General features: G+C 52.0%; 26 protein-coding genes and 1 pseudogene. 7 read left to right on the top strand and 20 right to left on the bottom strand.

Translation table 11 applies throughout. The annotated features are described in order from the left end of the window. Window positions 1–11: 11 nt before the first annotated feature. From JRJ22_RS05310 to JRJ22_RS05300, 3 genes are all read right to left on the bottom strand, one after another. Window positions 12–1,160, bottom strand: coding sequence for an ABC transporter permease (locus JRJ22_RS05310; RefSeq protein WP_206103552.1), 1,149 nt, complete (start codon window positions 1,158–1,160; stop codon window positions 12–14). Beyond that, the gene (locus JRJ22_RS05305) at window positions 1,157–2,104 is read right to left on the bottom strand and encodes an ABC transporter ATP-binding protein (protein WP_206103551.1); all 948 of its coding nucleotides are present in this window, start codon (window positions 2,102–2,104) and stop codon (window positions 1,157–1,159) included. Before JRJ22_RS05305 ends, JRJ22_RS05310 begins: the two co-directional genes overlap by 4 nt. A gap of 271 nt (window positions 2,105–2,375) precedes the next feature. Then, entirely contained in the window at window positions 2,376–3,089 is a 714-nt protein-coding gene (locus JRJ22_RS05300; protein ID WP_206103550.1) for a metal-dependent hydrolase, read from the bottom strand. 228 nt (window positions 3,090–3,317) lie between these two features. Between JRJ22_RS05300 and JRJ22_RS05295 the strand changes: the two genes are divergently transcribed. Both JRJ22_RS05295 and JRJ22_RS05290 read left to right on the top strand, forming a co-directional pair. Then, on the top strand, window positions 3,318–4,262 hold the full coding sequence (locus JRJ22_RS05295; protein WP_206103549.1) for a DMT family transporter: 945 nt from the start codon (window positions 3,318–3,320) through the stop codon (window positions 4,260–4,262). 43 nt (window positions 4,263–4,305) lie between these two features. Beyond that, the gene (locus JRJ22_RS05290) at window positions 4,306–5,112 is read left to right on the top strand and encodes a Cof-type HAD-IIB family hydrolase (RefSeq protein ID WP_206103548.1); all 807 of its coding nucleotides are present in this window, start codon (window positions 4,306–4,308) and stop codon (window positions 5,110–5,112) included. 77 nt (window positions 5,113–5,189) lie between these two features. Here the strand turns inward: JRJ22_RS05290 and JRJ22_RS05285 are convergent, their stop codons facing one another. The 8 genes from JRJ22_RS05285 to JRJ22_RS05250 form a co-directional block, all read right to left on the bottom strand. Continuing rightward, complete coding sequence (locus tag JRJ22_RS05285) at window positions 5,190–7,013, bottom strand: ABC transporter ATP-binding protein (RefSeq protein ID WP_206103547.1); 1,824 nt, start codon at window positions 7,011–7,013, stop codon at window positions 5,190–5,192. 18 nt (window positions 7,014–7,031) lie between these two features. Continuing rightward, window positions 7,032–7,613, bottom strand: coding sequence for a GNAT family N-acetyltransferase (locus JRJ22_RS05280; protein ID WP_206103546.1), 582 nt, complete (start codon window positions 7,611–7,613; stop codon window positions 7,032–7,034). 265 nt (window positions 7,614–7,878) lie between these two features. Then, window positions 7,879–8,589: a 5'-methylthioadenosine/adenosylhomocysteine nucleosidase gene (locus JRJ22_RS05275; protein ID WP_206103545.1), complete on the bottom strand. Its 711-nt coding sequence runs from the start codon at window positions 8,587–8,589 to the stop codon at window positions 7,879–7,881. Next, on the bottom strand, window positions 8,586–9,746 hold the full coding sequence (locus JRJ22_RS05270) for an iron-containing alcohol dehydrogenase family protein (RefSeq protein WP_206103544.1): 1,161 nt from the start codon (window positions 9,744–9,746) through the stop codon (window positions 8,586–8,588). Before JRJ22_RS05270 ends, JRJ22_RS05275 begins: the two co-directional genes overlap by 4 nt. A 30-nt stretch (window positions 9,747–9,776) precedes the next feature. Further along, complete coding sequence (locus tag JRJ22_RS05265) at window positions 9,777–10,436, bottom strand: methionine ABC transporter permease (protein ID WP_206103543.1); 660 nt, start codon at window positions 10,434–10,436, stop codon at window positions 9,777–9,779. Continuing rightward, window positions 10,437–11,456: a methionine ABC transporter ATP-binding protein gene (locus JRJ22_RS05260; protein ID WP_206103542.1), complete on the bottom strand. Its 1,020-nt coding sequence runs from the start codon at window positions 11,454–11,456 to the stop codon at window positions 10,437–10,439. Beyond that, entirely contained in the window at window positions 11,453–12,664 is a 1,212-nt protein-coding gene (locus JRJ22_RS05255) for an aminotransferase class I/II-fold pyridoxal phosphate-dependent enzyme (RefSeq protein WP_206104985.1), read from the bottom strand. Before JRJ22_RS05255 ends, JRJ22_RS05260 begins: the two co-directional genes overlap by 4 nt. Before the next feature lie 171 nt (window positions 12,665–12,835). Next, the gene (locus JRJ22_RS05250; protein WP_206103541.1) at window positions 12,836–13,690 is read right to left on the bottom strand and encodes a MetQ/NlpA family ABC transporter substrate-binding protein; all 855 of its coding nucleotides are present in this window, start codon (window positions 13,688–13,690) and stop codon (window positions 12,836–12,838) included. Window positions 13,691–13,908: 218 nt separating this feature from the next. Here JRJ22_RS05250 and JRJ22_RS05245 point away from each other — a divergent pair, with 218 nt between their 5' ends. Continuing rightward, window positions 13,909–14,364, top strand: a complete 456-nt coding sequence (locus tag JRJ22_RS05245) for an S-ribosylhomocysteine lyase (protein ID WP_206103540.1) — start codon at window positions 13,909–13,911, stop codon at window positions 14,362–14,364. 21 nt (window positions 14,365–14,385) lie between these two features. After that, window positions 14,386–15,156 carry an SDR family NAD(P)-dependent oxidoreductase gene (locus JRJ22_RS05240; protein ID WP_206103539.1) on the top strand — a complete coding sequence of 257 codons (771 nt, stop codon included), beginning with the start codon at window positions 14,386–14,388 and terminating at the stop codon, window positions 15,154–15,156. Window positions 15,157–15,376: 220 nt separating this feature from the next. Here JRJ22_RS05240 and JRJ22_RS05235 read toward each other — a convergent pair. Next, a pseudogene (locus JRJ22_RS05235) lies at window positions 15,377–16,159 on the bottom strand (MBL fold metallo-hydrolase). Between the two features lie 350 nt (window positions 16,160–16,509). On the opposite strand from JRJ22_RS05235, the gene JRJ22_RS05230 reads away from it, so the two are divergent. Continuing rightward, complete coding sequence (locus JRJ22_RS05230) at window positions 16,510–17,700, top strand: IS256 family transposase (protein WP_206103410.1); 1,191 nt, start codon at window positions 16,510–16,512, stop codon at window positions 17,698–17,700. Window positions 17,701–17,842: 142 nt separating this feature from the next. On the opposite strand, the gene JRJ22_RS29440 is transcribed toward JRJ22_RS05230, so the two are convergent. From JRJ22_RS29440 to cysT, 5 genes are all read right to left on the bottom strand, one after another. Further along, window positions 17,843–17,974: a hypothetical protein gene (locus JRJ22_RS29440; RefSeq protein WP_269751872.1), complete on the bottom strand. Its 132-nt coding sequence runs from the start codon at window positions 17,972–17,974 to the stop codon at window positions 17,843–17,845. 152 nt (window positions 17,975–18,126) lie between these two features. Then, entirely contained in the window at window positions 18,127–19,197 is a 1,071-nt protein-coding gene (locus JRJ22_RS05225) for a sulfate ABC transporter substrate-binding protein (RefSeq protein ID WP_206103538.1), read from the bottom strand. Between the two features lie 19 nt (window positions 19,198–19,216). Continuing rightward, complete coding sequence (locus JRJ22_RS05220) at window positions 19,217–20,281, bottom strand: sulfate/molybdate ABC transporter ATP-binding protein (RefSeq protein ID WP_206103537.1); 1,065 nt, start codon at window positions 20,279–20,281, stop codon at window positions 19,217–19,219. 2 nt (window positions 20,282–20,283) lie between these two features. Then, window positions 20,284–21,081: a sulfate ABC transporter permease gene (locus JRJ22_RS05215; protein ID WP_206103536.1), complete on the bottom strand. Its 798-nt coding sequence runs from the start codon at window positions 21,079–21,081 to the stop codon at window positions 20,284–20,286. Continuing rightward, entirely contained in the window at window positions 21,078–21,893 is an 816-nt protein-coding gene (gene cysT / locus JRJ22_RS05210) for a sulfate ABC transporter permease subunit CysT (protein ID WP_054939283.1), read from the bottom strand. The genes JRJ22_RS05215 and cysT overlap by 4 nt, the downstream gene beginning before the upstream one ends. A gap of 186 nt (window positions 21,894–22,079) precedes the next feature. Between cysT and JRJ22_RS05205 the strand changes: the two genes are divergently transcribed. Further along, window positions 22,080–22,481: a secondary thiamine-phosphate synthase enzyme YjbQ gene (locus JRJ22_RS05205; RefSeq protein ID WP_206103535.1), complete on the top strand. Its 402-nt coding sequence runs from the start codon at window positions 22,080–22,082 to the stop codon at window positions 22,479–22,481. A gap of 150 nt (window positions 22,482–22,631) precedes the next feature. On the opposite strand, the gene JRJ22_RS05200 is transcribed toward JRJ22_RS05205, so the two are convergent. The 3 genes from JRJ22_RS05200 to JRJ22_RS05190 form a co-directional block, all read right to left on the bottom strand. After that, window positions 22,632–23,213, bottom strand: coding sequence for a TetR/AcrR family transcriptional regulator (locus tag JRJ22_RS05200; protein ID WP_054939281.1), 582 nt, complete (start codon window positions 23,211–23,213; stop codon window positions 22,632–22,634). 3 nt (window positions 23,214–23,216) lie between these two features. Further along, a complete protein-coding gene (locus JRJ22_RS05195; RefSeq protein WP_206103534.1) occupies window positions 23,217–23,849 on the bottom strand; it encodes a YigZ family protein in 633 nt (210 codons plus the stop codon). A gap of 124 nt (window positions 23,850–23,973) precedes the next feature. Next, window positions 23,974–25,329: a glucose-6-phosphate isomerase gene (locus tag JRJ22_RS05190; protein WP_206103533.1), complete on the bottom strand. Its 1,356-nt coding sequence runs from the start codon at window positions 25,327–25,329 to the stop codon at window positions 23,974–23,976. 248 nt (window positions 25,330–25,577) lie between these two features. On the opposite strand from JRJ22_RS05190, the gene JRJ22_RS05185 reads away from it, so the two are divergent. Then, entirely contained in the window at window positions 25,578–26,480 is a 903-nt protein-coding gene (locus JRJ22_RS05185; RefSeq protein ID WP_206103532.1) for an NAD(P)-dependent oxidoreductase, read from the top strand. Window positions 26,481–26,563: the final 83 nt, after the last annotated feature.

Genomic DNA, 26,563 nt, shown 5'->3' with positions numbered 1-26,563 from the left:
AATAGAATAGACTACGCTCTGGAAAGCTTGCGCTTCTGGTAGAGTATCAATCCTAATCCGAAATATATAACGGTGAGTATAGCAATCATAATGAAATCAAACCAGACCTCACTTAAGCCTGCTCCATAGTTCAGAATGTTATTAAAAGCATTTGCAGTATGCGTAAGCGGCAGCAGATCTGTTATCCCAAAGGAATGCCCGCGTACTGTAACTACATTCAGCTTCGGTAAAGGGAACATGCTGCCCGAGAAAAACATTAAGATAAAGAACGGAAAACAGCCAATCGTTAACACATCAAACATCGTATTCAGGAAGCTTGCTACCACTAAGCTTATGGCTACCATCGAGAGGCTCGACAGGATCCCAATGACAAGGAATGCGCCTAAGCCTCCGTCCGGTGCCGGCCTGTAACCTAACCCAAGTGCTGTCCCATAGGACAGAATAATGGCTCCTGCTGCTATAGTGGCTTGTGTAATACATATGCCGCCAAGGAAATTGAACGCGCCAAGACGGCTAAGCTTCAATCTGATGAGTGTCCTTTTATCATTTTCCTTCACAATGGAAGCGGATGCCGTAAAAAGAACCATTAGCACAGCCAAAGAAATTAAACCCGGAACATATCCTTCAAATTCATTCAAAGACTGTTTTTTCTCCAGAAAAGTTTCATTTATGTTTGCCGGCAGCGTTATTTTTGCGATATCCATGCCTTGCTTGTATACACCGTCTGCCGCGAAAACCGCTGCAACCGAATATCGCATATTCCCCATGCTTCCATAAAAGCTAACCTGAGCAGGAGCCAGGTTGTTCCCTGTAGCCTTGCCGGCTAACTTGCCGGAATAGTCTTCGGGTATAACGATGCCTATATCCATGGCCTTTTCTTTTACCTGTGCCTTCAACTGATCCTCATTATCGAAACCGCTTATTTTAAAGATCCGCGAGTTGTCCTGCCCCTCCATCATCTTGAGGCTATGGATTAATTCAATCGATGCACGTCCTGAATCCAGATTCAGAATACCTAAATGATAGGCAGCAGGCGTTCCCCCGTAAAAAAGATTCATCAGTACTAAAAAGAACGGAGAGAACAGCAGAACCATCGTAAGAATCTTCCAGTCTCTTAGGTTCTCCTTAAAGGATTTGCTAACCGAAGCCGCCAGCTTCATTCCCGCAGCCCCCTTCCGGTCAGAGCAATAAAGGCATCCTCAAGCGTCCGTTTTCGAACCGTCATATCTTCTATAGGTATGTTAAAAGCTTTTAATCTCTGGCTCACCTTCGGGATAAGCTCCAGCACACCGCTTCCTCCAAGCAGAAAAAGTCCATCTGTATACTTTCTCTCGGTACATTCATAGGGCATCGACTTCAGAACTTGACGGGCTGCATCGGCGCTTACCCCTTTTACCCGTATCTGCAAAAGCTCCCCCGCTCCGGACTTCTCCTTGAGCTTTTCTGGAGTTTCTGTCAGCAGCACCTTCCCGTGGTCTATGATGGCCACTCTGTCTGAAAGTCTGTCCGCTTCATCCATGTCATGCGTAGTCAGGATAACCGTCTTTTCCTCTGCCAGCTGCCGGATGAAATCACGCACAAGAATCCTGCTCTGGGGGTCAAGCCCGGCCTGCGGTTCATCCAATATGATCAGCTGCGGGTCATGGACAAGTGCCAGCGCGATATTAAGTCTTCTTTGCATACCGCCGGACAGCGTCTTGGCCAGCTTATTCCTTTTCTCCCACAGTCCAAGCGATTGGAGCAGGCTTTCGGCCTTATTACCGGCTGCTCTGGAGGTTAGGCCATAGGACATTCCGGCAAATTTCAATTGTTCAAGGCAGGTCAGCAGCTCCCATACCACAATTTCCTGCGGACACAGCCCTATCATCGCTTTAATCCGCTCATAGCCGGAAGACATGGAGATGCCGTTCACGGCAATCCGGCCTGAATCAACTTTTAAGAGACCGCATAACATTCTTATGGTCGTGGTTTTACCGGCACCATTGGGTCCGAGCAGCCCGAATACCTCTCCCTTGCGTACCGAAAAGCTTACATTGTCTACTGCGGGCAGTTGACCATAGCTTTTGCATAATCCCTCTACAGACAGAAATACCCCAAGCTCCATACACTGATTACTCCCTCCGTTTAGTCAGCCGGACCTACGTATGTTCAATATAGCAATGCCTATCCGTGGGGTCAATTAAATAAATAACATCATGCCTGAAGAAGGCAGCGAACGTAAAACCACCCCACAAAGCCGGGGCCTTCTCAAGGAAGCTGATTCAGATACTTTGCGGGGACCCCTGAATATATACTTTCTGATAGGTCAAAAAAAGGCTCCCCGCTGCAAGCAGCGGAAAGCCATCGGTGCCCCATGAGGGCTTTTTTTGCCCGTCTCATGGGGTAAGCACAAACACATAAACGGCCAGGGCCAATGTGAGCACCATGCACAGATGCTCCACCTTACTGCCCTTCTTCGTACCGGTGCTCATCAGCTTCAGCCGCAGCTTGAAGGGCAGCGGCGGCAGCGGGGTAATCCCGCGCTGGGTCAGCGAGTCGGCCAGCAGATGAAGCAGGTACGACATGCCTCCGGCGATCCACAGGCTGCCGCCGTCATTCATGCCGAGGGAGGCGAAGTAGAGCAGCGCTCCCCAGCCGGCAGCCGCGTACAGCGTATGCGTGATTCCCCGGTGCGGGACCACCGAGGATACGACCAGCAGGCAGGCAGCGATGTAATTCCAGGGATCGTAATCGTCTGCGAACGCGAACAGCGCCAGGGCGATCAGCAGCATGAACAGATGCCGCAGCCTGCGGCCCGGCAGAAACGACACACTGCCGACCAGCAGAGCCAGGGCGATATTCCACGGCGGAGCGGCGATCCCGGCAAAATAAAGATAAACCGCTGCCCCAATCAAGGTCACCTGCAGAAGCCGCAGCAGTGATTCAGGGACAGCCTTGCGGACCAGCAGCGAGTTTGGCTCATCAATATCGGGCAGCAAAGCGCTGACCGCCGCCACGGCAACCGCCGGAATCGTGATTTCATAACCGAGCAGATTCATCACAGAGAGCGTAACCCCGGTGCTGATTACTAAATGGGATTTGCCCATCATCTTGGAAACCGCCCCTTTCTAGGATGTCGAAATAAAATAAGAACAAATGTGCGGTTACCGAAGTATACCAAGAGAGCGTTTTTTTGTCCAGCCAGAACATTTATGTAGGATTAAGAATCCGGTTACCGGCTTGGCTCGGGCATAGTTTTGGCTTGTCCTTCCCTTGGTTTTAGGATACAATTTGGACAACTTGATACGTTTTCTGTATTTCATGAAAGGATGACCGCGGTGAACCGCTCCCGAATAGCCGATCTCAGTCTGCTCCTGGTGGCAATGATGTGGGGATGCACATTTCTGATTGTCCAGCATGCCGTCAGAGTGCTGCCGCCGCTTGCCTTCAACAGTATCCGGTTCACGGGTGCCGCCCTGCTGCTGGCCCTGATCACGGCTATTTTTTACCGCCATGAATGGAGAATGCTAAGCTGGCGCATGGTGGGACACTCCCTGCTGCTGGGCCTTTTTCTGTTTATGGGCTACGGATTCCAGACGATGGGCCTGCTGTACACAACCACTTCCAACACCGGGTTCATCACCGGCCTCTCGGTAGTGATCGTACCCTTCCTGTCCCTGGCGCTGCTGAAGCATTCCATCTCCCGGTATACCTGGTTCAGTGCGGGACTTGCAGTGGCAGGATTATATCTGCTCACCTTCACCGGCTCTGCGCTCTCGCTCAATAAAGGTGACACTCTGATCCTGCTCTGTGCCATCGCCTTTGCCCTGCAGGTCGCATATACCGGTGTATATGCACCGCGTTATCCGGCCCTGCCGCTGGCAACGCTGCAGTTAGCTTTTGTCGGCCTGCTCAGTACGTTTGCCTCACTGATAGTTGACGGAACCGCACCCCTGGCGCACAGTGCAGAGCTGGTCATGAAGCCTGATGTGCTGTGGGCGCTGCTGATTTCGATCGGGCCGACCAGCGCCTTTGCCTTCTGGATTCAGACGGCCTGCCAGAAGTACACCACACCGTCCCGGGTAGCTATCATTTATGCGATGGAGCCGGTGTTCGCCGCTTTCACAGGGCTTGTCTTCGGTGGTGAGACGCTGGGCTTATCCGCTGGACTGGGCTGCCTTTGCATCCTTGCAGCGATGCTCATGGCGGAGCTCAGCCCCGAGCCTGCCCCGACCATCCAGGATCATGATGAATCCGCTCCTTTGGCTTCATCAGACCGGTGAGTTCATCTATACTAGTACAATAACCTTTTAGGAGAGAACCCAAATGTACAAACTGATTGCAATCGATATTGATGACACCCTGATTAATGATGACAAGGAAGTTACCCCTGCCACCCAAACTGCGCTGGAGCAGGCTGTCGCTGCTGGCGTAGTTGTCACTCTCGCAACCGGCCGCGCCTATGCCTCTGCCCAGGCCATTGCCCGCCAGACCGGATTGAACGTGCCGATCATCACTTACCAGGGTGCACTGGTGAAGAATCTGATGGACGAAAAAGTGCTCTACGAACGTTACGTGCCGCAGGATGCCGTGCGCAAGCTGTTCCAGTACTGCGTGGATCATGACCTGCACTTGCAGACCTATATTGACGACAAGCTGTATGCGCGCGAAGAAAACCAGAAGCTGATCGAATACTCCCAGCTGAACAGAACCCAGTATTACATCGAGCCGGATTGGGAAGGTAAGCTCGTTCCGCAAAAAACACCAAAAATGCTCATCATCGATGATCCGGCGTTCCTGGATGAACTGTCACCGATTCTCCGTGAGCTGCTGGGCGATTCGGTCCACATCACCAAATCAAAGCCTCACTTCCTGGAGATCATGCACCATGAAGGCACCAAGGGTCTTGCGCTTGAGTTCCTGGCTCAGCACTTCGGCTGCGAGCTGTCCGAAACGATCGCCGTCGGCGACTCCTGGAACGATCATGAGATGCTGGAAGCGGCCGGCCTCGGTGTCGCCATGGCTAATGCCATTCCAGCACTGAAGGAAATTGCCGATTTCGTAACCCTCAGCAACAACGAAGACGGCGTAAAATATGCCATCGATAAATTCATTCTGCAAACAGCCGAATAATCAGCTTGTCTGCTTAACAAAAGGGTGCCTGGCGCCGGTTCTTGAAGAACCGGCGCCAGGCACCCTTTCTAATGCTTTTATTGCCCGGTTACAGCAGCCGTGAACGATTGGGCTGCCGTCGTTACCGTTCTTACAGTAGCAACTCCCGTAATTCCAGCCTCCGAAGCGCCGTCTTCCTGCTCCAGCTGCGAATGGTAGAGATCATAATACCGGCCTTCCGCTGCCAGCAGCTCGTTGTGGCTACCGCGTTCCACAATCTCCCCGTTCTCCATGACCAGAATGAGATCAGCATTCTGAATGGTCGACAGGCGGTGGGCGATAACAATCGTTGTTTTATCCTTCATCAGCTTACGGATGGCCTGCTGAACCATTTTTTCTGATTCATTATCCAGCGCCGCTGTGGCTTCATCCAGCAGCAGAACCGGAGCATTTTTCAGCATCGCTCTGGCAATCGACAGGCGCTGGCGCTGGCCCCCGGACAGCCTGGAGCCATGCTCACCGATATCTGTATCCATGCCATCCGGCAGCTCCATTACAAAGTCATAGGCGTTCGCCTGCCGCAGCGCCTCATTAATCTCATCCTCCAGCGCACCCGGTCTCCCGTTTTGAATATTATCGCGGATACTTCCGGTGTACAAACCCGATTCCTGCGGCACATAGGCAAAATAACTTCTCAGGTGGTCCAGACTTAATGCTGTTATGTCCGTTTCGTTAATTACAATCGAACCTTCATCCGGCGTATAGAACCCGAGCAGCAGCTTGAACAGTGTGGATTTCCCGCCTCCGCTCGGTCCGACCACCGCCACTTGCGAGCCTTGCGGCAGCTCCATGCTGATCTTGCTCAGGCTGGCTTTTCCGGCATCCGGATATTGAAAGGAAACCTCCGAGAGCACCAGACGTTCGAAGTCAGGCTGCTTCGCCAGCGGCTCCGGCAGAACTTTGACCTCGGCAGGCTCATCGATGACTTCAAAAATCCGCTCCGCCGCACCCAGCGACTGCTGCATGGAGGCTACCAGGCCCGGAAGCGACGAGAACGGCATGATCAGATAGTTCATCAGCTGAATAAATGCGATCATCGCCCCAACCTCAAGCTTACCCTTCGCTACGAACCATCCGGCAATAATCAGGGCCAGAAGGAACGTCGCATTACCCAGCACCGACGCTAACGCACCTGTAGCCCCTTCGATTGAACCGCGCTTTTGTTCTGTCGCATTAATATCCTCACTGTGTCCCTTATACTGCTTCAGGAGTCTGCGTTCGATGGAAAAGGACTTGAACACCACACTGCTCCCGAGGATATCATTCAAAAAAGACGTCGTCCGGCTCATGCTTTCCTGCAGCTTCACACTATTCATGCGCATCGCATTGCCGAATACTTTACCCGTAAGAAAAAGCAGCGGACCCATCGCAAAACAGATTAAAGCGAGCAGCCAGTTAATATACAGCAAGTAAGCAAAAGCTGCCAACGCGAGCAGCGGATTGCGGATGAGATCGATCATTACCCTTCCGCAGGCTTCACCCACCGATTGGTTGTCATTCGTGAACCGGGACAGCAAATCGCCGGAATGGTTGCGGTCGAAATAGGACTGCGGCAGACGGAGCGTGTGGCCCATCATCTCCAGACGCAGCTCATTTCTGATTTTGGCCGAGACGTTCGTTTTGAAATAGGCACTCGCATAATTGTTGAGCAAACCTACGAGCAAGAAGACAACGCCAAACGCAATCAGTCCCGAAAACGCACCCACATCGAGGCGTACCGCCGCATCGGTGATTCTAGACAGATACCAGGCTGTTGTAAGATCATAGACGATACTAATTAAAGTGGTCAGCAGCAGTACCGTATAAATCAGCTTATGCCTGAGCATGTATGTACTTAATCTGGAGAATGCACTCTTCTTCAATAGATGATCATCTCCCTTTTAAAATTCCGCCCCGCGCACCTTCGCATATACTTTCGTGTCATGAAGCTCTCCGTCAAAGCCGCGTGTGTTACACCGCAAAATGCCGTCCAGTGTATACCCCGTTCGCTCCGCCACAGCTGCGCTTTTGGTATTCCGTCCGCTGCACCGGATCTCAATCCGGTTAGCCTCCAGCTCCCGGATAGTAAACTCTGTGATCGCATTCACCGCTTCCGTCATATACCCCTTTCCCGCGCAGGAGCTTCTGATCCAGTATCCAAGCTCAAAAGCGCGGACATCCCAGTCTATATGGTGGAGGCCGCTGCAGCCGATGAAGGTTCCATCAGCCTTGTTATAAATATTCATGTGCATATTGCTCCGGTCGAGATATTTGAGCCGCGACTCCCGTGCGTATTGCTCGGTTTCCTCGGGCGTCTGCAGGCTTTGGGCAAAAATCATCCACGGCTTCAGCTCATTCAGACTCTCTGCGATCGCCTCATTCATCTCTGCTCCATCGCCCCAGCGCGCAGCCCGGATCAGCAGACGCTCTGTTTCAAAACTCTCTGGAATATCCAGCATAATTGGAATTACAGATTGAGACATTCTCTTATCCTCCTATCTTTAGGTCAAATCACCTTTTCCCGAATTATAGTGTTAAACCCTTTACCTGGAAGTGATATATCTCTTATTAGTTTACAGAACAGAGAGGAGGAATGTACAGAGACGCAGGAAGTAAAGTCTTCTCCTTCTCAAGGCGGAGCCTGGGGACAGACAGCACAAAGCCGTCCTGCTTGGCCGGGACTGAGCATGAATAAGCTCTCCTGTACCTGTAAGACGGCTGGTCTGTTCTATTATATTCTTGTTTCATTCAAGCTTTCTGCGTTTCGTACAGCGATAGAATTTCCAGCACCACCTCTGCCGAGTTCTGCGCTGCAAGGTCGAGGTGAGCTTTGAACAAGCCGGCAGCCCCGGCGCCGGCAATATCCGAGATCGACCGGACCGCCAAAAACGGGACACCGAACTGATACGCCGTCTGGGCAATCGCTGTACCTTCCATATCCGTAGCCAGGGCTTCCGGGAATCTGCTGCGGATCTCATCGGCCCGCTCCGGCTGGCTGATGAACGAGTCGGCCGTTGTAATCAGGCCGGCAACAACCTGCTCCTGCCGTTGGCCCCGCTGAATCACCTTTACCGCCAGCTCAAGTAGTCCGGCTGAAACCGGATAACGCTGCGGCATCTGCGGCACCTGACCGTAAGCATAGCTGAATGCCGTAGCATCCACATCACTGTAGACCAGCTCTTCCGCGATTACCACATCACCGACCTGCAGCCCTGCCCCCAGACCGCCGGCTGCTCCGGTATTAATAATTAATTCGCAGTGAAACCTTTCCAGTAGCAGTGTTGTTGTCAGCGCTGCGTTCACCTTGCCGATACCTGACTTAAGCAGCACCACCTCCCGCCCGTTCAAGCTTCCGCTGTACAGCTTGCCGCCGCCAGCCCGAAGTTCAATTACATCCTGCATCTTGGACAGCAGCAGGGCTACCTCTTCTTCCATAGCGCCTATAATTGCTATGCTCATGTTGCCTTTGCTCCTTCACCTTGAGGATTCTTTTCCCGCCCGTTTACTGCTGATGCGGGTTCGCATCTCCGCCTGTTTATGTATGCCTCCAGCTCTTCTACCGCACCTGCGACAGCTTCGGCGGTAATGATACCCGGCATCCGGTGAATGGATGCTTCCGGTACAGCCGCCCGGCTGCCGAGCTTCAGCAGATCCCCGCGCGTCAAATGCGCAAGCCCCAGATCACCGAGACTGGCCGGTAAGCCAATCTGCTCATAAAAGGGCAGCAGAGCAGCAATCTCGCTCCAGTTATTTTCGAGCGCCAGCTGGACCAGCACACCGTAAGCCACCTTGCTGCCATGCAGCACCCGGTGGGACTCGGGAATGCCGGTCAGGGCATCATGAATCGAATGGGCTCCCGCCGTCCGCCCGTAATCCTCAGCGAATCCGCCGACCAGACCGCCGGCCATAATATTCGTTTCAATGATCCGCACCAAGGCATCGTTCAGCTCGCCCGCTCTTATAGCAGCAAGCGCCTCCCCGCTGTACTTCAGCAGATTCTCGCGGCATTTACGCGCCGCATACCAGCCCAGCTCCACTTCAAGCGGCGGGGAGTCCAGATTTCTGATGATCACATCTGCTTCATACCATTTAGCCAGTGTATCTCCGATTCCGGCAGTCAGCAGCTCAGGCGGGGAAGCGGCAATCACCGCCGGGTCCAGCAGCACAAGCGCATTGCTGCGCGGGAAGATATCAAAGCGGATGAATTCGCCATGCTCATCATACATCACGCTGAGAGAAGACCAGGCCGCACAAGTCGCTGCAAGTGTTGGAAGAATCACTGCCGGTATATTCAGCTTAGCCGCCGCTGATTTTACCAGATCGGTAATTTTCCCGCCGCCCACACCGATTACGGCCTGAAGCTGATGATCCGCAGCATAGGCGGCAATCGTATCTCGTTCACTATAAGTGCATTCACCGCTGTACCTGTAAAAATGCGTCTCCGTCTCTGTAAGCTCCGGCCAGAACGGCGCTGCCGCAATCCATGACTGCCCACCTCTTACTACAAGCACCCGGCTGATTTCCCGTCTCTGTAGATGCTGTTCCAGACTGCCCCAGCTTCCCGCGCGGCAAATATATTCCTGAGGCGCGGCGCGGACGATTATTGGCTGATCCATAGCTTGATTATCTCCTCCCTGTTCCTTTCACTAATCACGGCGGGCTTTACGGGCCAAGCGGTTCCCGGCCGACTGGATGCCCTGGACAAATATGATCAGAATGATCACCGTCACGATCATGACAAAGGTGTCGAAACGCTGGTAGCCGTAAGAGATCGCCAGATCGCCAATGCCTCCGCCGCCTACCGTTCCTGCCATCGCAGTTGCTCCGACCAGCCCGATCATTGCGGTAGTCATGGTTAGAATGAGAGAGCCAAAGGCCTCAGGGAGCAGAAAATGCCAAATGACCTGAAAGGTCGTTGCCCCCATAGCCTCGGCAGCCTCCAGAATGCCAGGGCTGACTTCAAGTAAGGAGTTCTCCACCAGCCGTCCGATATACGGAGCCACGTAGACGATTAACGGCACAATCGCTGCACTGGTACCGATCGAGGTATGCACGAGAAGCCGGGTAAAGGGGATGATGGCCACCAGCAAAATAATAAACGGCAGCGAGCGGATAATGTTGATCAGCGGATTCAGCACGGCGTATATCAACCGGTTCTCGAGAATACCGCCGGGACGTGTAATCACTAACACGATGCCGATCGGAATACCCAGCAGCGCTCCAAAAAAGAGTGATACGCCCACCATCACCACGGTTTCCCGCAGAGCTTGAAACAGTTGCTCCGAAGTAATTACTGTATCGAACATTCAGGCTTCCACCTCCGTAATTTCAACCCCTTGGCTTACTATAAAAGAAGCCGCCTGGTCGATCACTGTATTCTCACCATGCATCTGCAGAATCATATTGCCCAGCGTGGTCTGTTGGATTTCCGTCATATTGGCGAACAAAATATTCACGTTAACCTCATATCTGCGGATCAGGCTGTTAATGATCGGCTCCGAGGCTGCTCCGCCGACAAATTTGAGCTTAAACAGCCGCCGTCCGTTCTCCGCCTTCAGCGTATGCAGCACACTTTGCGGCACTGAGTTATGAATAACGGTCTGTACGAAGTTCTGCGTGGTGGGATGAAGCGGGCTGCCAAAGACATCAAGCACATTTCCCTGCTCAATAATCTCCCCCTTCTCCATTACGGCGACCTTATTGCAGATTTGCTGGATGACAGCCATCTCATGGGTAATAATCATGATTGTAATGTTATAGGCTTCGTTAATCCGTTTCAGCAGCTCCAGAATGGATTTAGTCGTCTGTGGATCAAGTGCCGAGGTCGCTTCATCGCAGAGCAGGATGGAGGGGTTGCTCGCCAGCGCCCGGGCGATACCGACCCGCTGCTTTTGCCCGCCGGACAGCTCTTTAGGGTAGCTGTTTGCCTTATCACTTAGCCCGGTGAACTCCAGCAGCTCGGTTACACGTTCACGGATTTCCTGCTTGCTTCTCTTCAGCAATACAAGGGGGATGGCGATGTTGTCGAACACCGTCTTCGATTCCAGCAGGTTGAAGTGCTGAAAGATCATCCCGATCTTTTTCTTTACCTGCCTTAGCTCCGCCGGGCTGTATCCGGAGAGCGGCTCGCCCTGCACGAACACTTCACCGCTGGTCGGACGTTCCAGATAATTGACCAGACGGATCAGTGTGCTTTTTCCCGCACCGCTGTAGCCGATAACCCCGAAGATATCCCCTTTAGCGATACTCAGGCTGACTCCTCTTAAGGCTTCTATCGATTGTCCTTTGCGTGTAAAGGTTTTGTGCACATTTCTGATTTCAATCATGCGTCTTTGGCCTCCTGACCCCAAGCAGACACCGCCCGCTTAAAAATACCAGCCGCAGCAATCCGGTCCACAGCCTCGTTCAGCTTTTCTTCACTGTTTACCAGGCTGAGCCGGATATAGTTGCTGCCTTGGGCACCAAAACCGCCACCCTGGGCTACAGCCACCTGCGCTTCATCCAGCAGCCGCCCGGCAAAGGATTCACCGCTGTAGCCTTCCGGCACCTTAAACCAGGCAAAAAAAGTACCCTTCGGAGCGGCAACGTCCCATCCAATGTCCCGCAGCCGGCTGACAAGAACATCGCGCCGCCGCTCATACAGCTTGCCCAGCTCCTGCACAGCCTCCTGCGGCCCCAGCAGGGCGGCAACCGCCGCATCCTGAACCGCACCGAATACTGTGCTGTATGCCTGAGTGTGATAATGCTTGAGCGCGGCAATAATTGAGGCATTGCCTGCAGCAAAGCCGAAGCGCCATCCGGCCATATTGTAGGTTTTGGAAGCCGTGTAGGTTTCGACGCCGTATTCCTTGCCCCCCGGCTGCTGCAGCAGGCTGAGCGGCTTATAGCCGTCAAAGCCGAATGCGCCGTAAGCGAAATCATTCAGCACCGGAAATTCATAGGCCGCCGCAAAAGCAAGCGTCTTTTCAAAGAATTCCTCCGTGGCTACCGCTCCGGTCGGATTGTTCGGATAGTTCAGCATCAGCAGCTTGACCTTTCGGGCAATCTCTTTGGGAACTGTGCTGTAATCCGGAAGGAACCCCTCCTCTTCATAGACGGGAATCGTGTGAACCCGGGCCCGGGCCAGTGCAGCCGCTGCATGGTAGGCGGGATAAGCCGGGTCTGCAGTAAGCAGGATGTCACCGGGGTTAAGCAGACTCTGCGGAATTCCGGTCACGCCGATCCCCGAACCGTTGAACACTGCAATTTCTGTCTCCGGGTCAAGCTCAACGCTATATTCGCGTTTATAGAACGCGGCTATGGCTTCAAGGGTGCCTGTTTTGCCGTAAAAGGGCGGGTAGCCCTGATTCTCCGGCTTGTCGATCGCCTCTTTCAGCGCATTGATAATATGCTGCGGGGTCGGCTGGTCGGGATTGCCGCTGGCCAGATCGATGACATCCATTCCCTTGCTGCGATATAAGGCGATCTTGGCCTTCATCGCATTGAAATAATTGCCGGGGAGTTCTGTGACTACAGTAGAAGGCTTAAAGTCCATATATATTGCACCTCTTTGCAGGTTCTGTGGAATAGACAATGATCTGCCGCTCCTCCTTGCCGTTTTGCAGGCCATACAGCATCGCTTGGCTCGAACAAAACTTGCTGCGGAACAATCCGCATAAGGGGAACGGCAGACCAGATCGTGAGTCTCTTCTCTGTTTAGCTTCTTTTATTGCTTAAAGTAGTCAGGCAATCTGTATCCTTCATAGTCCGGTTTCGACTTGATATATTCCTGGAATTCAGCGGAATGATAGCCTTCAATGATATCTTTGACAAACTGGGCATCCTTGTTCTTGCTGTCCACCGCTACAACATTCGTAAACGGATCCGTCATATTTTCCAGCTGCAGCGCTGTAGTCAGTTTAATATTGTTCGATACGGCGAAATTCCCCTGTATAGCAGCGTAGTCTACATCCTCCAGAGCACGCGGGCCTTGGGCCGGCTCAGTGGCAATGAACTTCAGTTTATGAGGATTTGAGGTAATATCGGCTAATGAAGTCTGCAGCGGGTCAATATTATCCTTCAGTGTAATCCAGCCTACATCTTTCAGTACGTTAAGGGCGCGCAGCATATTTACGGGCTCATTCGGCAGATTGATCTGATCACCATCGCTTACCTCATCCAGACTGGTATGCTTTTTGGAGTAGAGGCCCATCGGCGGGGTTGGTACTTGCACTACACCCACCAGATCGATTTTTTCTCTTTCATTAATAGATTTCAAATACAGAGAGTGCTGGAATACATTCGCATCTATCTCCCCGTTAGCTACAGCCACATTAGGTTGAATGCCGTCTGTAAATTCTTTATAAGTAATCGTATACCCTTTCTTCTCCAGATAAGGTGCGACACCGTTCTTGAACTGGTCACTGTATGGCCCCGGGTTGAAGCTGATCCGCAGCGTCTTGCTCTCTTGTCCGGAGGAATCGCTGCCCGAACCCGAAGCTTCGTTATTGTTGCCGCATCCCGCAGTGAATAGAGCAACAGCAGTAACCAGCAGCAAGGAATGAATCCATTTTTTCTTCATCGTTTATTTCTCCCCCTTAAGTATCTTTTTCTGTGCATCGCAGGCGTGAATTAATACCAAGTAAATGCATCAGAATTTAATTGATTCATATGTTACAATGCATTATTATTCATGTCAATACATTTTAACTAAGTTGAGTGGAATACTCAGATTAACTATTTACTTCCTTTTGACATTGTGATAGGTTGATATGAAAAAGACCGAAAGGGAGAGAAAACATGGCTAAAGTTGAAAGTTTCCAATTGGATCATACCAAAGTAAAAGCCCCTTACGTCCGGATTGCAGGGACCGAAAAAAATGAAAAAGGCAGCACGATTCAGAAATACGATCTGCGGCTGCTGCAGCCGAATGTGGATGCCCTGCCTACTGCCGCTGTCCATACGCTGGAGCATCTGCTGGCCACGTATTTACGCGATGAGCTTGAAGGCATTATTGATATTTCCCCGATGGGCTGCAGAACCGGTTTTTATCTGATTATCTGGGATGAGCATAATCCTGCCGATGTCGCTGCCGCGCTGACCAAGGTACTGAATAAAGTGCTTGAAACAGAGCATGTTCCGGCAGTTTCTGCCCTCGAATGTGGCAACTATAAGGACCACTCTTTGTTCAGTGCCCAGGAATATGCCCGCATCGTGCTCGAAGCAGGCATCAGTGATGACCCGTTCAGAAGCTAATCCGGGAGGACAAGGGCAGCCATGCTAAGTATTGATTTCACTGGAAAAACACTGGTGGTCACCGGGGGGCTTACCGGGATAGGCAAAGGCATCGCCAATTTGTTCCTTGAGGCTGGAGCAAATGTCGTCATCGGCGATATCGCCTGCAAGGCAGAGCTGGCGCGTGTACATGAGCGGCTGGTGCTGATCCGGATGGATGTGACAATGAGCGGGGATGCTGCGCGGCTGATTGACTGTGCGGTGGAGACGTTTGGCCGGATTGACTTCTTGGTGAATAACAGCGGCATGTCAACGATGGATTTTGCCGTGGATATCAAGGAAGCGGATTGGGATAAGGTCATGGATATCAACGCCAAAGGCGTGTATCTGGTTTCTCAAGCCGGTGCGCGGCAGATGCTTCGGCAGGGCGGCGGAGGGCGAATCATCAACATCGCTTCACAGGCAGGCAAGAACGGCTACCGCTGTATGGGCAACTATGTTGCCTCCAAGCATGCCGTGCTGGGCTTCACCAAAGTGATGGCACTGGAGCTGGCCAAGGAACAGATTCTGGTAAATGCCGTCTGTCCGGGCATTGTGGAGACGGATATGAAACGGCGTGAGCGTGTCGAAGGTGCCGCTTTACGCGGAATGGAGCCGGAGGATATACTGGCTGAGGATCGCTCACAGGTGCCGCTGGGCCGGACGGCTGAAGTGGAGGATGTGGCTAATGTTGTACTGTTTCTCGCCAGTCCCCTCTCTGCTTATATGACCGGCCAGGCGATCAATGTCACCGGCGGCATGACCATGAATTAAAGACAGGGACCCTGCCCGGCGGCATACGCCGCTAAGTAGGGTCCCTATTTAAATGCTGCTAATATGGCAGGAATGCCGCGTCTATTAAAACTAAGTTTATTCAGCAGACCACCTGGTATGCACCATGAACGGCCGCCCGGAGAGCATTTTCTAGGAGTGACAAAGGGACAAAGCCGGTATTTTACGTGGAGTTAGATACCGCAGAATAATGAGCAGGTCTTCAACTCTTTCCCCGCTCCAGCGCAACCTTCATCCCTGTCTCAGCCAGAGTAACTCCCTCCGGCAAAATGTAGTCTTTGCGGATATCCACATCATGCGACATATGGGTATATATGGTGCGGCGCGGCTCAATAAGCTTCAGCAGCTCGGCTGCTTCCGTCATATCATATACAGAGCGTGTAGACAGCTCCGCCGCCTCGTAATAAAAGCTTGTGCCCAGCACCAGCAGATCCGCCCCAACCATCGGTTTGGTCTCCTCCGGTCCCAGCGAGATGGAGTCAGAGCAATACACCCACGCATACCCTTTCTTTTCCAGCCGGTAGGCATAGGAATAGCCGTTCTTGCCATGGTTCACCCGCCAGGTGCTGATCTGCTAGCCATCCAGCGCGATTCCGTCATCGCAGGGAATCATATCAATATGGCCGCTAAGCCATGGATACTGCCGCAGAATCACTGGGATCACCTCTGCCGGTGCATACAGCTCACCTCTATAGCCCATCCAGCGGCAGGCATCCGCCCATTCCGGCAGCCCCCCGATATGATCGAAATGGGCGTGGGTCACCAGCAGTCTGCGCATACTGCGCAATCCCTGCAGCTCCATTTGCCGCCGCCAGTCCGGCCCGCAGTCAATCGCCAGAAAATCACTGCCGTTATCTATAAGCACGGATGAGCGCAGGCGGGCATTCCGCCCGTCCGTTCTAGCTTCCATGCAGGTCTCACAGCTGCAGTACACCCGGGGTACGCCCATGGCGTCGCCTGTCCCCAAAAACACCAGCGTATCCATCTTCACTCTCTCCTTCAGTTCCGGTTCGGAAGTTATGTAACCCCCATTATAGTACATATCACAGTTCAACTCATCCATTAAGCTTCCAATGAGCCTTGGAACAAAATCACCCGGATGGCTAAACATTCAGCTTCTCTGAGGCCTGGCTTCACAGCCAGAACACTCTTACGCTTGTCCACGGGAAGAATACCCGGACAATCAGCGGGATTTTTACCGTTGATTTCTCCGCTCCGCCCACTTTACGATGGCGTAAAGTAAGTTGTGTACCAAGATTTGGAGCCTAGTCAGGCAACAAAAAAGTAGGGTATTCTCGGGATTGTCGAAGTCCACCAAGAAAGGAACCCTACTCGATGACTATTCTACCCGAAAACATGTTAAATAATCTATTTGAAAATCTTGTCACCCAATTTGTAAAAGATAATCTAGAGTCCATTATGAAAGCGGAAATCCAGCAATTCATGACCAGTGAAGAAGCCGGGAACCACAACAGCCGCAACGGATACTACACCCGGGATCTACACACGAAATACGGAAATGTAGAGGATCTGGCCGTTCCTAGGGACCGTCAAGGAGCCTTCCAAACGCAGTTGTTCGAGCCCTACCAGCGGCGAGATGGATGGCTAGAGGAGGCTGTCATCCAGATGTACAAAAGTGGTATGGGAACGCGAGATGTGGCCCGGTTCATTGAAAGTATGTTCGGCAGCCACTATTCACCCACGACCGTTAGCAACATTACAGCTACGGTACTTGACGACATTCATCAGTGGCAGAAGCGCCCGTTAAACAAACGCTACTCCGTTATCTACCTGGATGGCCTATATGTGAAACTCAAGCGCAGCACCGTTAGCGGAGAAGTCGTTTATTTCGCCATGGGGATCGACGAAGACGGTCACCGCCAGATCCTTGGCTTTTACGTAGGCGGCCAGGAGAGCGCAAACGGCTGGCGCGAGGTGCTCAAAGACCTCTACGACCGTGGTGTCCAGGAAGTCTTGCTGGGCGTGTTTGATGGGCTTCCGGGACTCGATGCAGCGTTCCGTGAAACTTATCCGAAGGCGGATGTGCAGCATTGTATCGTCCACAAAGTGCGTTCGACCTTTCCGAAAATTCGAGTTCAGCACAAAACGGAAGTCATTGAAGATCTGAAGACCATCTACACGGCTGCAGACCATGATCTGGCCCGGGCTGCGTTTGACACGGTGAAGGCCAAATGGGGCAAGCTCTACCCGAAAGAAATGCGGTCCTGGGAAGAACAGTTACCGACGCTGCTGACCTTTTACAAGTATCCCGTGCTCATAAAAGAAGCCATCTACACATCCAATCCGATTGAACGAATGAACAAGGAAATTCGAAAACGCCTGAAGCCGATGAACAGCCTCACGAATATGGATGCGGCAGAGAAAATTGTCTACCTGGACGTCATCGATTACAACGAACGTTTTAGCGAACGGGTCATTCGCGGCTTCGGCGATCTGGAAGTAAAGAAGAAACTAAATGAGATGTTTGAAGAGCGATATCCAGCGCAGGCAGAGCCAGAGAAGTAACTCGAAATCCCTTGTTCTTTGGGGCGGGGTCTCCCCCGCCCCAAAGAACATCTGCACTTACCAACGAACACCCGAGAAGTTACATTCTGCTCTCTTACACAAACTTCTTGACGCTACCCACTTTACGGACAATCAACGGGATTTATACCGTTGATTTCGCCGCTCCGCCCACTTTCCGGACAATCAACGGGATTTTTACCGTTGATTTCGCCGCTCCGCCCACTTTCCGGACAATCAGCGGGATTTTTACCGTTGATTCCGCCGCTCCGCCCACTTTACGGACAATCTACGGAATTTTTACCGTTGATTCCGCCGCTCCGCCCCGTTTTTTGCATCAAAAAAATCCGCCCCTCCAGCACTGAAGGAACGGCTCTGCTTATCCATTATTTCCGCTTTAATCACAGCCGCCGGCCGGCAGTCGAGAGGCTAAATGCCCGCCAGCACCTGATACCAGACACCCCGCTTGGAATACAGCGTCTCCCGGACCTCCGCCCAGCCGCCGAGATAATCGATCCCGAACAGCCCGGAAGGAACCGGATAACGGCTCTCATTCTCCGCATAAACCTGCTCGTTTACCGGACGGAAGCCGTATTTGGCGAAGACCTCCTGCGCCTGCTCTGTGGTCAGGAAATCCACCAGCGCCTCAGCAGCCTGACGCGTACCATGTTCATCGGCATATTTATCTACGACCGCAGCCGGATTCTCGATCAGAATCGTATCCTTCGGAAGGATAACCTCATATTTCACGCCCTGGGCAATCCGCGCCAGCAGCTCATTCTCGTAAGTGACAATGACATCGCCTACGCCATACTCAAAGGCCGCCATCGAAGCCCGCCCGCTCTTATCCAGCGATTCCACATTGGCATGCACGCTCTTCAGAAAAGCTTTGGCGGCAGCAGGGTCCTTAACCCCTGTCTGCTCCTCGGACAGCTTCAATCCGGCGCCATAGATCGCGTTGATATCCCACTGCGCTCCGCCGGACGTCTTCGGATTCGGGTAGAGCACCTTAACACCAGGCTTTGCGAGATCGGCAAAATCATGAATCCCCTTCGGGTTGCCCTCCCGCGTGCCAAGCGCCACTACTGAGCGGGTCACCATACCGTTCACACCGTGATCTTTCCATGTATCCGCTACGAGTCCGGCCTTCACCAGCTTCCCGACATCGCCTTCCAGGGCCAGCAGAGTTACATCCGCCTCGAATCCTCCGGCAATCGCCCGGGCTTGGGTACCCGAAGCTTCGTAGGACTCCTGGAATACGATCTTCTGGCCCGTCTTGGCCTTCCACTCCGCTGCGAACAGCGGCAGAATATCACTCATCGCATCCTTCACCACACTATAGGCGCCGACAACTAGCGTCAGATCACCTTGCTGCGGAGCCACTGCACCTTCCGCCGTTTCCTTACCGTTCCCGCAGCCGGCCAGAGCCAGTGCGAGCATTGCCAGCATTAGGGCTGCCAGCCATCCGTGCAGTTGTCTGCTCCTTTTGAGAACCCTCATCCCGGCACACATCCTTTGTTTAAATAAACACAGGCATCGGATCTTCCTTCAGCCCGTTCTCCTGAATCCAGCTGCGCTCGTCATTGAACAGATAGGCGCGGTGGACAAGCACGGAAATTTCCTGGCCCGGTGTAAGTGTCTCTTTCTCCAGAGACCGGTAAGTCACCAGCTTATGCCCGTTCACCTCAACCTCTACCAGCCATTCACTTCCGCGGAAATGCAAGTGCTTCACAATGCCCTGCTCTGTGGCCGAAGCCATTTTGAATTCATGCAGATGGCCTACTTCAATATATTCCGGACGGATCAGCGCCTTCGTCGGTTTACCGCCACCCGCATTCTTGAAGCCTTTCAGCTCATTAGCGCTCTCAATCAGCGTAGATTCTCCGATAAAGGTAGCCACGAACGGCGTCTTCGGCTCCTTATAAATATCCCACGGGGTCCCCTTCTGCTCCAGACGCCCCTGATTAATGATCATAATCTCATCGGCAACTTCAATCGCTTCATCCTGGTCATGCGTAACGAAGATCGAGGTGATGCCGACACGTTCAATCAGCTCGCGAAGCCATGAACGCAGCTCCTGGCGGATCTTCGCATCAATGGCTGCAAAAGGTTCATCCAGCAGCAGCAGCTGCGGCTCAGGTGCAAGTGCCCGGGCAAACGCCACCCGCTGACGCTGGCCCCCGGAGAGCTGATGCGGATATCGCTTCTCGAATCCTTTAAGCCCGGTAAGCTCGACAAGCTCCATCACCCGGCCATGGATGGTATTTTTGTTTACTTTTTTCACCTTAAGCCCAAAGGCAATATTCTCATACACGGTCATGTGCTTAAAGAGCGCATAGTTCTGGAACACAAAGCCGATTTCCCGCTCCTGGGGCGGAAGAGTATTGACCGTTTTGCCATGAAAAATAATTTCACCGCTATCCGGCGTCTCTAGTCCTGCCAGCATGCGCAGAATCGAGGTTTTGCCGCCGCCGCTTGGCCCGAGCAGGCCAATCAGATGACCTTTGGTAATTCCGAAATTGATGTCCTTAACGGCGTGAAAATCTCCAAAATGCTTATTCAGTCCCCGAACTTCTACATGCATCTCTAGTGCACACCCTTTCTTCTTTTACTCCATTCCATTAACAGCAGCAGCCCTGCGGAGAACGCGGCCAGTACCAGCGCCACACCGCCCGCAGCAGTCACATTGAAATTCTCTACATCCTGATAAACCAGTGTAGTAGCGGTTTGGGTTTTGTTCATGATGTTGCCGGAAACGACCAGTACCGCACCAAATTCCCCCAGCGAGCGGGCAACCGTAAGAATTACACCGTAGATGACCGCCCAGCGGATCGAAGGCCAGGTGACCTTCCAAAAGGTTGTCCAGCCATACGCCCCGAGCGTCGAAGCGGCCTCCTCCTGCTGTGAACCGATCTCCTGCAGCACCGGCATCACCTCACGCACCATCAGCGGGAAGGTGACAAACAGCGTGGCAATGACCATTCCCGGAAAAGCATAAACAATCTTTACTCCGATTTGTTCGAATACCGCGCCTAAAGCGCTATCCGGTCCCAGCAGCAGCACAATCATCAGTCCGCCAATGACCGGAGATACAGCGTATGGCAGATCGACGATGCTGTTCAGCAGTCCTCTCAGCTTTGCGCTCAGCCAGTTGGCACGTACAAGATAAAGAGCCATCATAATTCCAAACAAGGTGTTCAGCAGCGTAACCACAGTTACAACAAGCCCGGTCATCATCAGCGCATGCAGCGCCTCCGGCCGGGACAGGGATGCCCAGAAGCCGCCGAAGCCTTCGCTGAAGGCTTCCGTGGTCATCTTGCCCAGGGGAGCCGCAATCAGCAGGAAAAACACAAGATAAGTGAGTCCAATCCATAGTCTTCTCATGATCTTCTCCCCCGCATCTGCAGCATATTAATCAGCCAGAGAATCACAAAGGATAAGGTCAATAGAATAACAGACACCGCAGCGGCGCCAACCGGATTATCACTTTCTACCTCACCGAAAATAAACACGGAGGATACGAGTGTCCGTCCCGGAATATTGCCTGCTACAAGCACTACAGCACCGAACTCGGCCAGCGCCCGTGAAAAAGCAAGCATTCCTCCGCTAATCATCCCTGGAGCCATGGAGGGCAGAATGACCTGCCGGAATACCCGGCTGCTCTTGGCTCCCATCGTATAAGCCGCTTCCTCCTCGGAAGGGTCAAGCTCCTCCAGCAGCGGCTGCACCGCGCGGATCACAAACGGAAAAGTAACGAAAATCATGGCTATCACGATTGCCGGCTGATGAAAAACAATCTCGAAGCCGAGCTTCTCCGCCAGCCCGCCTATCAGACTGCCGGGGCCGAGCAGCAGCAGAATCATCAGTCCCCCTACTGCTGTCGGCAGGGCAAAGGGCAGATCGACCAGGCTGTTCAGCAGAGCTTTACCGGGAAAACGGTAGCGAATCAGCACCCAGGCGATCATTGTACCGAGCAGTACATTTATGACTGTAGCGATAACGGCCAATTTCAGCGTGAGGAGTACCGACTTCCAGGCAATAGGGTCACTTATGCTCTCGGCAAAGCTGCTGAAGCCCAGCGAAAACGAATTGTAGTAGACGCCCATAATCGGCAAAATGATCAATACTACAAAATACAGCAATATAGTTGTGCGAAATCCCCAGGTCCATCCCTTGTGTCTTAGCAGCGAATTCAAGTTATAAGTCCCCCCACCTCCGGGTATCCGGTCGGTATAGTAGCCATTACGCCATAATTATTCCTATTAACATACTTGGTTTTATAATTATTACTACTTTACCAAAGCCGCTGGTGCCCGTCAATTACTTTTGTTCAATTTGGGGTAAACTATAGTATATTTATTCTATAAGGAGGGGATAGCGTTATGCTACATACGATTGAAATATCGACCAGTAAGCGTGACGAGCTGCGCGATATTACCCGTGAAGTCATCTCATTTGTAAAAAAGAGCGGTGTGCAAAATGGAATTGCCGTCGTCTATTGTCCGCATACTACAGCCGGAATTGCCATTAATGAAAATGCTGATCCGGACGTAAAGCATGATGTTCTGATGAGACTGGACGAAGTGTACCCCTGGGAGCATCCTAAATACCGTCATGCAGAAGGCAATACCGCTTCGCACCTGAAGTCGATTACCTCCGGTCCATCCCAAAGCATCATTATTCATGAGGGCAGACTGCTTCTGGGCCGCTGGCAGGGCATTTATTTCTGCGAATTCGACGGGCCGAGACACCGTGAGTGTTATGTGAAAATTATCGAGGGCTGATCCGGTTATCCTGTTATTCGAAAAAAGAAGCGGCTCCGTCCGATTCTAAGGAGCCGCTTCTATATAATATATAGCTTCTATAACACTTTCACCAAGCAAAGTTATACCAATGCACAGCTCTAAAGCGAAGAGCCCCAAAAAAATTGCACTCTATAAACTGCGGCTCAGTACCTTAATATGCGTCAGTGCCGCCTGCTTCACGTCCTCGAATGATACCTTATCCTGAATATAATATGAAATAAATCCGTGAGCAGATAAAAATAATGTCAGCGGAACACTCTGCCAATCCTCGGAAACATATCCTTCTTCCTTCATATGCCGGCGCACAATGCCTGCGAATAATTCAAAACATCGTCCCTGTTCTGCCCGGCAATACGCGAGAAGCTCTTCATCACGGATCATAAACATGATCTCATACTGATATGGATGATCCAGTCCAAAACGGATAAATTCCATCACAAGCTGTTCTACCCGGGTCATCCCCTGTTCAGGAGGGTTGTTCATTGCCTCGCTAAGCAATGCTGCCACGTGATTGAAATCCTCAACTACAATCGCATAAAATAATTCTGCTTTTTCTTTGAAATGATAATAGAGTGAGCCATGGCTGTACCCCAAATGCTGACCGATGCTGCGCATTGAAATCGCACGGTAGCCCTTGGTAATAAACAGATGCCTTGCCGCCTCCAGAATCCTCTCTCTCGACAACTCCCGCTCCACTGCTCTTCTTGCCATAATCTATTCCCCTTCGCTGTAGTAAATCCGCCGCCCTTCTGTAACCAGTGCCTGCCCCTGGGTAAGATCTGTTATCCATGCCATAAAGGCGTCACCTTCATCATTCCGCGGAAGACACAGCAGCGTCACTGTATCGGTAAAAGCAGTTTCGCCAGTCTTAATGGCTCTGCTCCGCAGTTCATTCTCTACCTTGCCGAGCCAGGTATAGTCGATCTGCACGAACACTTCGCGCCTTAACACACGGGTGATCACTTCTCCGGCCTCCAGGGCCAGAACAGCACCATCCGTATATGCCCGGATCAGTCCGCCTGCTCCCAGCATGATACCTCCGAAATAACGGGTAACGACAATTGCGACATTTTTAACTTGTTGGTTGCGGATTACTTCCAAAATCGGTTTACCGGCCGTTCCACTCGGTTCCCCGTCGTCTGACTGTCTTTGAATCTCGTCTCGTTCTCCAATCATATAAGCGGAGCAGTTATGTGTGGCATTCCAATGCTGTTTCTTGATGTTCTCGATAAATTGCACAGCTTCTTCTTCATTGTCCACCGGCATTACATGGCCGATAAACCGCGACTTACGGATTACGACTTCCCGGGACCCGGGAGAACGCACCGTCCGATATTGTTCCAGCATCCTATTCCAGTCCTTACCTGTCTATGATAACTTGATATAGTTTGGGAGCAGCCCCGGTAAGAATTACCTGCGGACTGCTCCCAGTTACTGCATTTGTATGAATGGTCTGTGGTGTGCCGTAATGCTATTCAGTAAGTCTGGCTTCCAGCTCCGCTTTTTCTTTTTCGTAGCCCGGTTTGCCCAGCAGCGCGAACATATTCTTCTTGTATGCTTCTACGCCCGGTTGGTCAAACGGGTTAACGCCAAGCAGATATCCGCTGATACCGCAGGCTTTTTCAAAGAAATAAACCAGGTAACCAAAAGTATAAGGAGTCTGATCCGGAATGGTGACTACCAGATTCGGCACTTGTCCGTCTGTGTGCGCCAGCAGTGTTCCTTGGAATGCCTTCTTGTTTACAAAATCAACGGTTTGACCGGAAAGGAAATTCAGGCCGTCAAGATCGTCAGCATCGCTCTCAAGCGTAATGTGATGACGGACTTGCTCCACTTGGATCACCGTTTCGAAGATGTTGCGGTTGCCCTCTTGAATGAACTGGCCCATGGAGTGCAGATCCGTAGAGAAGTCAACGGAAGAAGGATAGATACCTTTGTAATCCTTGCCTTCACTTTCGCCGAACAATTGTTTCCACCATTCGGAGACAAAGTGCAGGGACGGCTCGTAGTTCACGAGAATCTCTGTAGTTTTGCCTTTACGGTACAGCGCGTTGCGCACTGCAGCATATTGATAAGCCTGGTTCGTAGCTACATCCGGATTGTTGAACTCATCCGCTGCGGCTGCTGCCCCCTGCATCATTTCTTCAATGTTGATTCCCGCAACAGCGATCGGCAGAAGTCCTACCGGTGTCAGCACGGAATAACGTCCGCCTACATCGTCAGGAATAATGAACGACTCGTAGCCTTCTTCGTTAGCCAGCTTCTTGAGAGCGCCTTTTTCCTTGTCTGTGGTAGCGTAAATGCGTTTGCGTGCTTCTTCCTTGCCATATTTCTTCTCCAGTGCTGCGCGGAAAATGCGGAAAGCGATAGCCGGCTCAGTTGTTGTACCGGATTTGGAGATTACGTTCACGGAGAAGTCTTTGCCTTCCACCAGATCAAGCAGGTGCGTGATGTATGTAGAGCTGATGTTGTTACCGGCAAAATATACTTCCGGTGTCTTGCGCTGATCTTTGGAAAGGTTATTGTAGAAGGAATGCGTAAGTGCCTCAATGGCAGCGCGTGCCCCCAGATAAGAACCGCCGATACCGATAACAATCAGCACGTCAGAATCACTCTGGATCTTCTTGGCTGCCGCTTGAATACGGGCGAACTCCTCCTTGTCATAAGCGTTAGGGAGATCGATCCAGCCTAGGAAATCGGAGCCTACTCCAGTCTTGTTATGCAGTTGCTCGTGGGCTAATTGAATTGGAGCGGCAAAATAGTCGATTTCATGCTGGTTGAAGAAGGACAGGGCTTTGCTGTAGTCAAAATTAATCTTCTTGGACATCGGTTATGGTAACCTCCTGTTTATCTCTTTAGATTTGACACCGTTTGTTACAACTTTATACTCTAGGATACTTTAATTTGCCTTGACTGGCAAGGTCTTAGGGCACATCCACGGCTTTTGGACCATGTTTTTGAGAGTTTCATGGAAGCGTTTGCCGTATATACAAAGATATCCTGCCCTGTGGAACAACCCTAAATGCCGTGATAGAATGTAGAAAAGTGAACTTAAAGAGTGAAGGTGGAGATGGAATGAAACAGATCGGCTTTATCGGACTCGGAACAATGGGTGCTCCTATGGCCTCCAATCTGCTGAAAAGCGGATTTCAGGTAACGGTATACAACCGCACGGCTGCGAAATGCAAGCCGCTGGAAGAAGAAGGCGCACAAGCGGCGGCTACTCCACAGGCTGCGGCACAGGGCAAGGATATTATTATTACCATGATCAGCAACGATGATTCGATTCGTGAGGTTTTCTACAGTGAGGACGGCATACTTGCAGCCCTTAAGCCGGGAGCCGTGGTCATCGATTCCAGCACAATTTCCCCCGGACTGGTTAAAGAAATCGCTGCAGCGGTGGAAGAACGCGGCGGCAGCTTCCTTGATGCTCCGGTAACAGGCAGCAAACCGGCTGCTATCGAAGGTACGCTAGTATTTATGGTTGGCGGCAAAGCAGAAGTCATCGAAGCGCACCGGGATATCTTCGACACCATGGGCCGCCTCCTGCTGCACATGGGCGATAACGGTAGCGGGGCCGTAGCGAAGCTTGCCCACAACTCTATGGTCGGCATCCATAACGTTGCACTCGCTGAAGGCTTCTCCATCGCCGTGAAGAACGGCGTACCGGCAGACAAGTTCCTGGAGCTTGTCCAGAACGGTTCGGCAGGCAGCAAGCAAGCCGAGCTCAAGGGACGCAAGATCATCGACAATGACTTCAGCAACCAGTTCTCACTGGCCCTTATGCTGAAGGATCTGAAGCTCGCTTCCTCACTCAGCGATGCCACAGGCGTGCCCACACCAATGCTTGGTGTAGCCAAGAGCATGTTCCAGGCCGGCTTCAATCATGGCTATGGGGACGAAGACCTGTCCGCTGTAATCAAATCCTATGAAGAATGGATTGGCCGGAAGATCGGCGGCAGCGCAAGCGAGGAATAGAAGTAATAAAAGGGGGTGTTCCGCAAGCCGTTATACGGCTTGCTGGAACACCCCCTTTTTTTGATGCGGGATTGTTGCGGGAT

This window comes from Paenibacillus tianjinensis, assembly GCF_017086365.1.
GTDB lineage: Bacteria > Bacillota > Bacilli > Paenibacillales > Paenibacillaceae > Paenibacillus_AQ > Paenibacillus_AQ tianjinensis.
Note: the sequence above shows the minus strand (reverse complement) of the source record. Positions and strands in the feature narration are given on the sequence as shown.

Excerpts from the sequence above, each read along its gene's own strand:
- JRJ22_RS05310 (WP_206103552.1), bottom strand. The coding sequence starts at position 1,160 with ATGAAGCTGGCGGCTTCGGTTAGCAAATCCTTTAAGGAGAACCTAAGA.
- JRJ22_RS05305 (WP_206103551.1), bottom strand. The coding sequence starts at position 2,104 with ATGGAGCTTGGGGTATTTCTGTCTGTAGAGGGATTATGCAAAAGCTAT.
- JRJ22_RS05300 (WP_206103550.1), bottom strand. The coding sequence starts at position 3,089 with ATGATGGGCAAATCCCATTTAGTAATCAGCACCGGGGTTACGCTCTCT.
- JRJ22_RS05290 (WP_206103548.1), top strand. The coding sequence starts at position 4,306 with ATGTACAAACTGATTGCAATCGATATTGATGACACCCTGATTAATGAT.
- JRJ22_RS05280 (WP_206103546.1), bottom strand. The coding sequence starts at position 7,613 with ATGTCTCAATCTGTAATTCCAATTATGCTGGATATTCCAGAGAGTTTT.
- JRJ22_RS05275 (WP_206103545.1), bottom strand. The coding sequence starts at position 8,589 with ATGAGCATAGCAATTATAGGCGCTATGGAAGAAGAGGTAGCCCTGCTG.
- JRJ22_RS05270 (WP_206103544.1), bottom strand. The coding sequence starts at position 9,746 with ATGGATCAGCCAATAATCGTCCGCGCCGCGCCTCAGGAATATATTTGC.
- JRJ22_RS05265 (WP_206103543.1), bottom strand. The coding sequence starts at position 10,436 with ATGTTCGATACAGTAATTACTTCGGAGCAACTGTTTCAAGCTCTGCGG.
- JRJ22_RS05260 (WP_206103542.1), bottom strand. The coding sequence starts at position 11,456 with ATGATTGAAATCAGAAATGTGCACAAAACCTTTACACGCAAAGGACAA.
- JRJ22_RS05255 (WP_206104985.1), bottom strand. The coding sequence starts at position 12,664 with ATGGACTTTAAGCCTTCTACTGTAGTCACAGAACTCCCCGGCAATTAT.
- JRJ22_RS05250 (WP_206103541.1), bottom strand. The coding sequence starts at position 13,690 with ATGAAGAAAAAATGGATTCATTCCTTGCTGCTGGTTACTGCTGTTGCT.
- JRJ22_RS05245 (WP_206103540.1), top strand. The coding sequence starts at position 13,909 with ATGGCTAAAGTTGAAAGTTTCCAATTGGATCATACCAAAGTAAAAGCC.
- JRJ22_RS05240 (WP_206103539.1), top strand. The coding sequence starts at position 14,386 with ATGCTAAGTATTGATTTCACTGGAAAAACACTGGTGGTCACCGGGGGG.
- JRJ22_RS05230 (WP_206103410.1), top strand. The coding sequence starts at position 16,510 with ATGACTATTCTACCCGAAAACATGTTAAATAATCTATTTGAAAATCTT.
- JRJ22_RS05225 (WP_206103538.1), bottom strand. The coding sequence starts at position 19,197 with ATGAGGGTTCTCAAAAGGAGCAGACAACTGCACGGATGGCTGGCAGCC.
- JRJ22_RS05220 (WP_206103537.1), bottom strand. The coding sequence starts at position 20,281 with ATGCATGTAGAAGTTCGGGGACTGAATAAGCATTTTGGAGATTTTCAC.
- JRJ22_RS05215 (WP_206103536.1), bottom strand. The coding sequence starts at position 21,081 with ATGAGAAGACTATGGATTGGACTCACTTATCTTGTGTTTTTCCTGCTG.
- JRJ22_RS05205 (WP_206103535.1), top strand. The coding sequence starts at position 22,080 with ATGCTACATACGATTGAAATATCGACCAGTAAGCGTGACGAGCTGCGC.
- JRJ22_RS05200 (WP_054939281.1), bottom strand. The coding sequence starts at position 23,213 with ATGGCAAGAAGAGCAGTGGAGCGGGAGTTGTCGAGAGAGAGGATTCTG.
- JRJ22_RS05195 (WP_206103534.1), bottom strand. The coding sequence starts at position 23,849 with ATGCTGGAACAATATCGGACGGTGCGTTCTCCCGGGTCCCGGGAAGTC.
- JRJ22_RS05190 (WP_206103533.1), bottom strand. The coding sequence starts at position 25,329 with ATGTCCAAGAAGATTAATTTTGACTACAGCAAAGCCCTGTCCTTCTTC.
- JRJ22_RS05185 (WP_206103532.1), top strand. The coding sequence starts at position 25,578 with ATGAAACAGATCGGCTTTATCGGACTCGGAACAATGGGTGCTCCTATG.